The organism is Ruegeria sp. YKSD179 (genome assembly GCF_059612885.1).
Genome location: NZ_JBXWRL010000091.1, coordinates 1 through 9,278, shown reverse-complemented (window position 1 = coordinate 9,278; position 9,278 = coordinate 1). Strand labels below are relative to the sequence as shown.

At 57.5% G+C, this 9,278-nt stretch carries 11 protein-coding genes; 5 read left to right on the top strand and 6 right to left on the bottom strand.

Annotated elements, in window-relative coordinates; translation table 11 throughout:
* Positions 1 to 7 precede the first annotated feature (7 nt).
* The 3 genes from AC2FNE_RS23800 (at position 8) to nhaA (ending at position 2,649) form a co-directional block, all read left to right on the top strand.
* Positions 8 to 526, top strand: coding sequence for a recombinase family protein (locus AC2FNE_RS23800; RefSeq protein WP_496806471.1), 519 nt, complete (start codon positions 8 to 10; stop codon positions 524 to 526).
* Positions 527 to 547: 21 nt separating this feature from the next.
* On the top strand, positions 548 to 943 hold the full coding sequence (locus tag AC2FNE_RS23795; RefSeq protein WP_496806470.1) for a class I SAM-dependent methyltransferase: 396 nt from the start codon (positions 548 to 550) through the stop codon (positions 941 to 943).
* Positions 944 to 1,293: 350 nt separating this feature from the next.
* A complete protein-coding gene (nhaA, locus tag AC2FNE_RS23790; RefSeq protein ID WP_496806469.1) occupies positions 1,294 to 2,649 on the top strand; it encodes a Na+/H+ antiporter NhaA in 1,356 nt (451 codons plus the stop codon).
* Here the strand turns inward: nhaA and AC2FNE_RS23785 are convergent.
* The 3 genes from AC2FNE_RS23785 to AC2FNE_RS23775 form a co-directional block, all read right to left on the bottom strand.
* Positions 2,646 to 4,445, bottom strand: coding sequence for an SLC13 family permease (locus tag AC2FNE_RS23785; RefSeq protein ID WP_496806468.1), 1,800 nt, complete (start codon positions 4,443 to 4,445; stop codon positions 2,646 to 2,648). The two genes, nhaA and AC2FNE_RS23785, sit on opposite strands and share 4 nt — an antisense overlap.
* A 221-nt stretch (positions 4,446 to 4,666) precedes the next feature.
* Positions 4,667 to 5,632: a fatty acid desaturase gene (locus AC2FNE_RS23780; RefSeq protein ID WP_037321711.1), complete on the bottom strand. Its 966-nt coding sequence runs from the start codon at positions 5,630 to 5,632 to the stop codon at positions 4,667 to 4,669.
* Positions 5,633 to 5,928: 296 nt separating this feature from the next.
* On the bottom strand, positions 5,929 to 6,171 hold the full coding sequence (locus AC2FNE_RS23775; protein ID WP_010442275.1) for a hypothetical protein: 243 nt from the start codon (positions 6,169 to 6,171) through the stop codon (positions 5,929 to 5,931).
* 154 nt (positions 6,172 to 6,325) lie between these two features.
* Between AC2FNE_RS23775 and AC2FNE_RS23770 the strand changes: the two genes are divergently transcribed.
* Positions 6,326 to 7,060 carry a Crp/Fnr family transcriptional regulator gene (locus AC2FNE_RS23770; RefSeq protein WP_353392069.1) on the top strand — a complete coding sequence of 245 codons (735 nt, stop codon included), beginning with the start codon at positions 6,326 to 6,328 and terminating at the stop codon, positions 7,058 to 7,060.
* Positions 7,061 to 7,138: 78 nt separating this feature from the next.
* On the opposite strand, the gene AC2FNE_RS23765 is transcribed toward AC2FNE_RS23770, so the two are convergent.
* The 3 genes from AC2FNE_RS23765 to AC2FNE_RS23755 all read right to left on the bottom strand — a co-directional run bounded on the left by AC2FNE_RS23765 (position 7,139) and on the right by AC2FNE_RS23755 (position 8,466).
* Complete coding sequence (locus AC2FNE_RS23765) at positions 7,139 to 7,327, bottom strand: hypothetical protein (protein ID WP_496806467.1); 189 nt, start codon at positions 7,325 to 7,327, stop codon at positions 7,139 to 7,141.
* A gap of 324 nt (positions 7,328 to 7,651) precedes the next feature.
* The gene (locus tag AC2FNE_RS23760) at positions 7,652 to 8,050 is read right to left on the bottom strand and encodes a hypothetical protein (protein WP_299900798.1); all 399 of its coding nucleotides are present in this window, start codon (positions 8,048 to 8,050) and stop codon (positions 7,652 to 7,654) included.
* Positions 8,047 to 8,466, bottom strand: a complete 420-nt coding sequence (locus tag AC2FNE_RS23755; RefSeq protein WP_010442279.1) for a hypothetical protein — start codon at positions 8,464 to 8,466, stop codon at positions 8,047 to 8,049. The genes AC2FNE_RS23760 and AC2FNE_RS23755 overlap by 4 nt, the downstream gene beginning before the upstream one ends.
* A gap of 349 nt (positions 8,467 to 8,815) precedes the next feature.
* Here AC2FNE_RS23755 and AC2FNE_RS23750 point away from each other — a divergent pair, with 349 nt between their 5' ends.
* On the top strand, positions 8,816 to 9,082 hold the full coding sequence (locus AC2FNE_RS23750) for a hypothetical protein (RefSeq protein WP_010442281.1): 267 nt from the start codon (positions 8,816 to 8,818) through the stop codon (positions 9,080 to 9,082).
* The last annotated feature ends 196 nt before the right edge of the window (positions 9,083 to 9,278 follow it).

The following is a 9,278-nucleotide window of genomic DNA, read 5'->3' as shown; positions in this document are numbered from 1 at the left end:
AGCTTCGATACGATCTCTTCGGGCTTTTCTCGTTTCCCAGCCATCGCTGATCCTCCAATTTACGGGACAAAACTATCCCAGTTGGTGGACCACTTTCAGGGGGCTACTCCAATTGGCTACAGTGATGGAATTTCTGCGCGAAGGGGATGAGCTGGTTGTTCATCGCCTAGATCGCCTCGGTCGTTCCACGCGTGACGTGCTGAACTTGGTATATGAGTTGGACGCCAAGGGCGCATCACTTCGTGTTCTTGAACCGCACGTAACCACCGCCGGAGATATGGGTCGCATGGTCATCACCGTTCTCGGTATGGTCGCCGATATGGAGCTGAAGTTTATCCGCGACCGTCAGCGTGCTGGGATCGACACCGCCAAAGGTAAGGGTGTCTACAAGGGGCGGCGGAAATCCGTAGATGATGAGGAAATCCGGCGATTGGCGAGCGAGGGCACCGCAAAAGCCCAGATCGCGCGTGAACTAGGGATTTCAAGAATGACCGTATACCGGGCGCTTGCTGATACAGACGTCTGAACCAGCCCTTCGTGTTTCGCGCTGTGGAAGTCTTCGGATCGAAGATACCGGCCAAGGAAGATGGATTTGACGCAAGAGTTATACGATGCGGCAAACGAGATTTCGGAAGGGGTCAACTTGAGCGACAAAACCGTGTTCCTTCAGGGTGATTCAACAAACCTTTCTTTTCCCGACAACCATTTCGATGGTGCGGTTCCAGTTCACGTCGCTATGAACGTCCCGGAAAAGGCTACGGTCTATGCCGAGGCGCGACGTTTTCTCAAACCCGGCGCAAGGTTTAGAATTTATGACATTTTGCAGGGAGAAGGCGGTGAGTTTTGTATCCGGCACCTTAGGCTTCAGAACCTTCGATCAGTCATCTCGCGACACCCGAGGAAATGTCCACGCATCTATTGGCCGCTGGTTTCAAAATTCTGAGTGAAGCGGACTCAACTTTGGAAAGTTACAGCTGGCTCAAGGAAAGAGCCGAAGCACCGAAGCCTGACAAACGACTTCTGGTGACGATCCAGCTATTGTTCGGAGCCGTTCCCGGGGAAATGACAAAGAACCAACTCCGGGGCTTCATGAATGCCGGATGCTAACCTGTTCCTTAATTTGTGAAGCCTAATCAACCGTTTCCGCATTGTCCGTTTCTCAGAAACTGAAAAACCTGCTGGTGAATATCCTGCGTGGATGGCTCCTGCATAGCAAGACACTGGTCCACGTGGTCATTGCGTCCACGCTTCAATGGCGTAGTCTCTTTTTACCCGAATTGGCGTAGTTGTCCCATGATAGACAATCATCAAAGCCTGCCCCAAGAGTCCGCCGACAGGATAACAAAACCCTTCGCACGCTTCCTAGAGATCCAAGCGGCCGCGAGTGGGCTCCTATTCCTGGCTGTTCTGCTGGCTGTGGCGCTGGCAAACTCGCCTTGGCAAGAAGGCTTCCTGGGCTTCTGGAAGACCCCAATTGGCCTGACATTCGGTTCGTTCGATTTCACCCGCTCGCTGCGACACTGGATCAACGACGGGCTGATGACCCTCTTCTTTTTCGTGCTTTCTCTGGAGCTCAAGCGCGAGATCGTACTGGGCGAATTGCAAAACCCGCGACAGGCCGCCCTGCCGTTCGCGGGCGCTTTGGGTGGCATGGTGGTGCCGGTCGGGCTCTATCATTTGTTGATGTCCGGGCAGCCCGGGGCGCACGGCTGGGGAACCGTGATGGCAACCGATACGGCGTTCGTGATTGGATGCCTGGCGCTTTTCGGAAGGCGGATCCCGTCCACCTTGCGTCTGTTCCTTCTTTCTCTGGCCATTTTTGACGATGTCGGCGCAATTCTCGTCGTCGCCTTCGGTTACGGGGAAGCGTTGAACTGGTCGGCGCTCGGTTTGGGTCTGCTGGGAATTGGTGTCGTCGCAGGCGCCTCGCGCGTCGGGATCAGAAGTGTCCCGGTTTATTTTCTTCTCGGTGCGGCAGTCTGGCTATGCATCGATGCCTCCGGCGTTCATGCGACCATCGCAGGGGTCATTCTGGGCCTTATGACGCCGACGCGCATATGGGTAAGCGATGCCCGGCTGCATGCAATCCTTGGACGCCTACGCGCCGTTCCGGCCGGCGATCGGCAGCAGGGAGATACCGCAACCCGCCATAACCTGCGTCAAGCAAGCAGAGCGGTCACGGAGGCACTCTCGCCAGTCGAACGGCTCGAGACAATGCTGCACCCTTGGGTCGGCTTTGCAATCATGCCGATTTTCGCGCTGGCAAATGCCGGCATCACGGTTCAGGGTGCCGATTTCGAACAACCGGTCTCCTTGGCGATAATTGTCGGTCTGGTGCTAGGAAAACCGATCGGCGTCTTCGGGTTCAGCTGGCTAGCTGTCCGATCAGGCCTGGCAGTGTTAGCGCCGGGCTTGTCGGGGCCGTTAATTCTGGCCGGCTCGTTTCTCACTGGTATCGGTTTCACGATGTCGCTGTTCATAGCGGGCTTGGCCTTCGATCCGGCGACGCTGAACGCCGCAAAGCTTGGAATTCTCTCAGGATCAGCTATTGCCGCAACGGCCGGGATCCTCATGCTGCTCCTGCTGACAATTCACGCAGCGCGCACAAAAAGCGCCACAAGCACCGCAGAACAAGACCGGGTACCCTAGAATGGGAAGAATACCGGGATCACCCCAACCACGGCTGCGCCGACGATAAGATTCATCGGAACGCCGATCCTGAGGAAGTCGGAAAACTTGTAGTTCCCAGCGCCATATACCAATGTGTTGGTCTGATAGCCGACCGGAGTGGCGAAACTTGCACTTGCGCCAAACATTACAGCGACGACGAACGGCCTGGCGTCGACACCGAGCTGTTCCGCAACACCGATCGCGAGAGGTGTAACAACGACGGCTACGGCGTTGTTGGTAACCGCCTCGGTGAGCACCGAAGACAGTATGTAGATCACAGCGAGCGTGACAATTAGGGGCAACTCTACGAGAGTCGGCACCAATGTCTCCACGATCAGGTTGACTGCTCCTGCATTCTGCATACCGCTGCCGACGATTAGCATGGAAAAGATCAGCACAAGGACGCTGGCGTCGATGGACGCCCAGGCTTCGCCGCTGTCGATGCACCGAAGCACGAGGATGGCAGCGACCGCGACAAGGGCAAGCACGCTGATCTCGGCGAACCCGGCTGCGGCGAGCGCCACAACCGCGAAAAGCGCGAACAGAGCTAGCGGCGCTTTCCCGCGGCGGAAGGCGCGCCCCCCGGCATCCGTGATCGCGGCAAGATCGCCCGCCTCGGTCATTCGGGCAAAGCCTTCAGGCGTTCCTTCCAAAAGCAGTGTATCGGCGGGGCGCAAAAGCGCCGTCGACAGGTCGGGTCCAAGCACTTCCCCATGTCGGTGGGCGCCAAGAACACGCATGCCGTATCGGTGCCCCATGGCAAGCTGGGCAATGCGCACTCCGCGGCTTCGGCGTGAAAGCGTCACGATAGCTTCGGCGACGACTAGCTCCGAGGTGTTTTCGGCCGCTGGCCCTTGGCGCAACCCGACTTCGATCCCTTCAAGTTTCCTGAGGGTGAGCAGTTCTGATGTCGCAACCTTGGCAATGATCCTGTCGCCCGGTTCGAGTATGTGTTCACTCAATCCCTCTCTCTTGACTCCAGAACGCGCACGGATGCCGACGATTTCAACACCTCTTCGGCTGAGGGCGGCGATTTCATGAATCGTTCGACCAATATTCGGGTAGTCCTCTCGCGGGCGTACCTCGGTCAAAAAAGTCGCTTCATCGTCGCCGCCCTGTTCCGCAATATCCTTTCGGTCCGGCAGCAGGACAGGTCCAAGCAGGAGGAGCGCCACACCGCCTGTGGCCGCGGCCACCAGACCGACCGGTGTGATCTCGAAAATTGAAAACGGTTCCAAGCCAGACGCCTGGGAAACGCCGTCCACCAGAAGGTTGGTCGACGTGCCGATCAGAGTACACGTCCCGCCCAGGACGGACATGTAGGATAGCGGAATCAACAGGCGTGTCGCAGCAAAGCCCAGGCTCTGCGCCAAACGAATGGCCACCGGTATGAGGACGATGACGACCGGCGTGTTGTTAATCAGACCCGAGGCGACTAGCGTCGCGATGAGAAACGCCGCTATACCGGCGACCGGGCGCTTGCTCCCTGCGGCGACAACCTTGTTCGCAAGTGCGTCGAGAAGCCCGGTTCGGACCAGCGCGCCGCTGATTACGAACATCGCGGCGATCGTTATGGGTGCAGGGTTCGAAAACGCTGCCAGAACTTCATTCGTGGGGACAAACCCCAAGACGACAAACAGCGCGGCGGCCCCCGCAGCGGTTACGTCCGGTTCGAAGCGCTCGGAAAGAAATGCTGCGAACAGAAGGACGACAACTGCGAGCGCAAGATAGGGTTCGTAGTCGGCGATGAGATCAATCAGTCCGCCCTCCTTCATTCATACCTTTGCCGCTGACGATATGGCGGTCGCAGCATCCACCTTCCTGATTAGAGCGACAACTGAATAATCAGCCCAATTGTCCCGACAATACTGGCTCAGAAAGAAACCCAACTGGCACAGACGTGGCCGTCCGTGGAGCGACAAATGGCCTATTTAGGTGCCCCCAGTTTCCTATCCAACGCACCAATTCACTGACCAGTGGCAATATTTCGCAAGGCTCAGACGGGAAGTGCCCGGGCCTCTGCAAACGATAGCAATCTGCGGCTTTTCTCATCCCAAAGGTGCAGTCGCGCGCAGCGGAAGCTTTCCCAAAGCGTAATGCGTCTGGTCTGCGCCAGGGCGTCGTGATCCTTGACTACGTCGTGCAAACGGTAAAAGGGGATGCGGCTGGCCAGATGATGCACATGGTGGACTCCGATGTTCCCGGTGATCCAGCGCAGGATGCCGGGCAGAGCGTAGTGCGAACTGCCGTGAAGGGACGCGTCCCGGATGTTCCAGTCTTCCTCGTGCCGCCAGCTGGTTTTCTCAAACTGATGCTGCATGTAGAAAAACCACATGCCGGCTATTGCGGCCAGAAGCATCGTCGGCAGGAAGACGAACAGCAGTACTTCCCACCCGCCCAGCAAGACAATCACTGTCAGAGTGAGGCCTATGGCAGCGTTTGTCGCCATCGCACTCAACCAGTAGCGCCAGCCGGACCGCATCAGATGGACGGGCAGCCGGTTGTGCAGAAAGAACGTGTAAAACGGCACCACCCCGAACAGGAAAACCGGATGGCGTAACAGGCGGTAAAGCGTACGGCCGGGCCATCCCTTCCCGCGGTACTCTCTGACTGTCAGCACCGGCAGGTCTCCGATGCCCCGCCGGTCCAGGTTTCCGCTCGTGGCGTGGTGGATCGCGTGGGTCTTGCGCCAGACGTCGTAGGGTGTCAGCGTGATAACGCCGATCACGCGACCGATCCAATCGCACAGACGCCGGTCGCGGAACAGGGAACCATGTCCGCAGTCGTGCTGGATTATGAACAGCCGGAGCAGGAAGGCTGCATTCGCCAACGCGAGAGCCAGTGCCAACACGGTGCTGATCGAGAGCACCCACCAGGCAACCGCCCATATTGCCACGAAAGGCACGAGCGTGACCGTCAGTTCGAAAATGCTGCGGGAGGGGATTGGCTGCCGGTACTTCATCAGGGTTCGTGTCCAGTCTGATGCGGTCAGCTGCGCCTCTTCCTGTCTCGGACCGGTTACACCGGAGGGGTATCCCGCGCCGGGTGCCCCACCCGTGACGGGCAAGGGTCCTGGCTGGACCCGCGCTTGCCGCGCGGTCGAGGCAGATCCGGCTTTCAACATGTCAGTTTGGACGCTGCCGTCTTGGTGGCATGTGCCAACTGGCATGTCTTGATGACCGGGCTGTTGGCCCTGTGCCTTGTACGAGTTGGACGAAAACGGCATAGGCAATGTCCAACCGGGTGCAATTGAGCATGTCATCCCGGCGGCCTCCGAACGGAGTTCCCGCCAGCAATGATCCGGTTGATCAGAGCCGCCACGGCCAGGTGCGCCTCTATCTCGTTGTCAGTGCCAGCCGCGTTCTCATGTGTCTTTGCCGCATCGCGCAGGATACCCACGATCTCGTGTTCAGGCAGGACTTTGTTATCGTTCATAGCCAGCAGCAGTGCTTCGCAGATCGAGAGGGCGGCCACTCCCGGGAAGTCCTTCTCGCTAAGCATTTTGTGGTTTCCTTCCAGGTAACGCTTAGAGTTACGCGCGACCGGGCGGCCTCGCTTATCACAAGCATCTTCGCAGAAAAAAGGCTAAGCTGGGCTAACCGAAAGCAGTCTCTGCACGATTGCGTCTGGAGCTTTTCCGGCTTGAGAGGCCCTTATGACGGATATCTTAGAAAGCCCGCTGACACGGAAGCTGCAAGTCTTCGTCGCCTTGTCTGACGACGAATTGGATGTTTTGAAGCGTTTGCATCTGCGCCGCCGGTCCTTCACGGCGGGGCGTGATCTCGTGCATCAGGGGCAGTCTGATCAGGCCGCTTACATTCTGGCCGCCGGCTGGGTTTGTTCCTACAAGCTTCAGCCGGACGGAACCCGCCAGATTGTGGACTTCCAGATACCAGGGGACTTTCTTGGATTGCGCAGCGTGCTGTTGCGCACCTCCGACCACAGTTTCGAGCCGGTCACGGACATTCAGGCGGTGGAGGTTCTGGCGGACGACCTTCTGGATGCATTCACGAAAACCCCTCGCCTGGCGGCAGCCTTTCTTTGGGCAGCATCACGGGACGAAGCCATGGTGGTCGAGCATCTCGTTGGAGTTGGTCGGCGGTCCGCGGATGCGCGCATGGCGCATTTTCTTCTGGAACTGGGGGCAAGGCTGAAGTTGGTCGGAATGGGGAGCAAGGAAGGGTACGCCTGCCCATTGACACAGTATCATCTTGCTGATGCACTCGGCCTAAGTGCTGTCCATGTGAACCGTGTTTTGCGGAAGCTTCGCGAAAGCGGTCTGCTGACCTTTCAGGACGGCCGCGTGACGTTCGACAATTATGACGGATTGGTGGGCTTTTCGGGTTTCGATCCGGCATATCTGGATCAGACCGACCCACTTCTGAAATGAAGAAGGCCGCCCTTCGCTAAACTTGGGCGGCCTGATTTTCTTCTAAGACGAGATAAGTCAGTAATAAGACGAGATCAGTCAGATAATCTCTTCTGCAGCCGCGTCGAGTTCCCGGTTCGTCTCGTCGTAGTTCTTCGCCGCGTGCGCTTTCTCGGCAGCCTGGTAGTGTTCCAGCGCCCGATCCTTTCTGGGACCGGCAGGCGCTTTGTCACAAATTGCTTTGACCGAGGTCATCTTCTCGGTGACATTGGTTTGTTCAGGCGTCATTAGAATGTCCTTTCCTGGACATTCCGAGAATAGGAGACGCTGGGCAATGCAGCCCGTTTCAAGAACCGCACGCTTCACGCGCTTCTATTTTGCTCGGAAATGAGTGCCGCCGGAGATTCGGCAGGCACGAAGCCATGTACTCATCTTCTCCGCTCCGTTGCACTGACGCAGGTTAGCCTGGGACACTCGAAAGTTGTACTGTCCGCTTGGGCATCGGCTGTAGTGGTCAAGTTCTGGTTCTGAATCCAGACCCCAGGGGCCGGTTCACATGTCAATAAGTTCGTTAGAGGTTTCGCCCCAAGGTGAAGATTTATCCTGCTGGAGTCAGGTGGTGGGGGTTTGCTGATGTGACAGCCGCAGCCACCGACCGTTGTCCAGAAAATATGTGGACGCGCAGAGCGCCTCATAGATTGGTGAACCCGACTTTTCAGCGAATACGCGATAGGCGAGCACGGCAATGGCTCCTTGCCTGATTTGGCTACGGTCTTTCATTTCCACGGTTCGCCAGCCCGTGTTTTTCTTCATATGCTCCAGGATCTGTCCGCCCTGAAGGATGCCTGGCGGATAGGGAAGTATCATCACTGCATTTGTTGCAGTCACCGTGCGAGCGCTGTCCGCGCCGCTGGTCCAGTGTCGCGCCTCCAGATCCCAGAGGATCGCATTGTCCAGACCGGGCGTGCCGCCCTGCCTGCGGTCGCCGTCCTGTGCTTTGCCCAAGGTCATTGGCCCGTTCCCGGAGTGCCAGCGAGTATTAATTGCACAATCAGAAAGAAGATCGTCAGTACCGCCCATATCAATCCAGGAAAATTTGCCGGCCGGTTTTCCACACCACCAGAATCAGCCCTTAAACGCTTACGTCGTTTGGGAAGAAGACGGGTCAGTTCCCGCGCGAGCGTTCCGCTATCCTGTTTGAGTTCGGGCACGTCACGGAATTGCGACAACAGCATCTCCAGTCGCGAACCAGCGGCCTTTTCCTCCAAAGCGGCAAGCGCGGCTGCCTCTTCCCAAGGTTCGAGTTTTAGCCTTGCAAGGGCCGAAAGTACCGTAACAGCATTGCCTTTCCGGTCTTCACCAACGAAGGCCTGCAAAAAACGATCGAACTCAGGGCTATGCGGGTAAAGAATGCCACCTGCGGGCATCACCGTTTCCTCCTTTTCAATGTTTTCGGATCTTGGGAGCGAACGTGCCGAATGACCGGGGCCTCCTCTGGCAGGATCAAAATGTTTCGGATTGTTTTGATCATACCCGCATCGCCTGGAGCATGCGCTGACGCAGATCAGCCGGTGTCCAAACTTCTGAAGTCAAGCATCAGGGCAGCTCCAAGGTTCGCCAGCACTGCCCAGGGCCCAGCGGCGCTAACATGGGTCAGCGCGCATCGCCCGGTTCTGGGATAATGTATGATGACCGCAAATGCAGGCTACCTCTCTGCAATCAGGATACGGCAGCCTTTGCAGCGCGGAAGGCACGTATACATCGCGGAGACCGGAGATGGCGCTGCGTTCAATCAGATCCACCGTGACCTTCCCGCGCCCGTTTACCCTATCCGGATATTCGGACGAGCTGCCTGCCGGTGAATACGAAGTATTGGTTGAGGAAGAACTTATCGAGACGCTGAGTTTCCCGGCTTACCGCAGAACAGCGATTTTCCTGACTATAAACGGCAAGGGGCGTTCGCTGGGCCGAACAGAAATGCGGCCAATTACCTGGACCGACCTGGAAACGGCACTTGGCCGCGGCATTCAATATGACACCTGAAGATAGCGAGGCGGCGCTTTGCCGCTGGAGGAACTACAATGAACACTCCCGAATGGCTTAAACCTGGCCTCTACGGCGCCGTCATCGGCGCGGTACTTGTTAGTGTAGCTGGATTTTCTTGGGGCGGCTGGGTAACCGACCGAACCTCGAACGACAGGTCCGTGGCGATGGCCCGCGAACATGTTGTCACCGCATT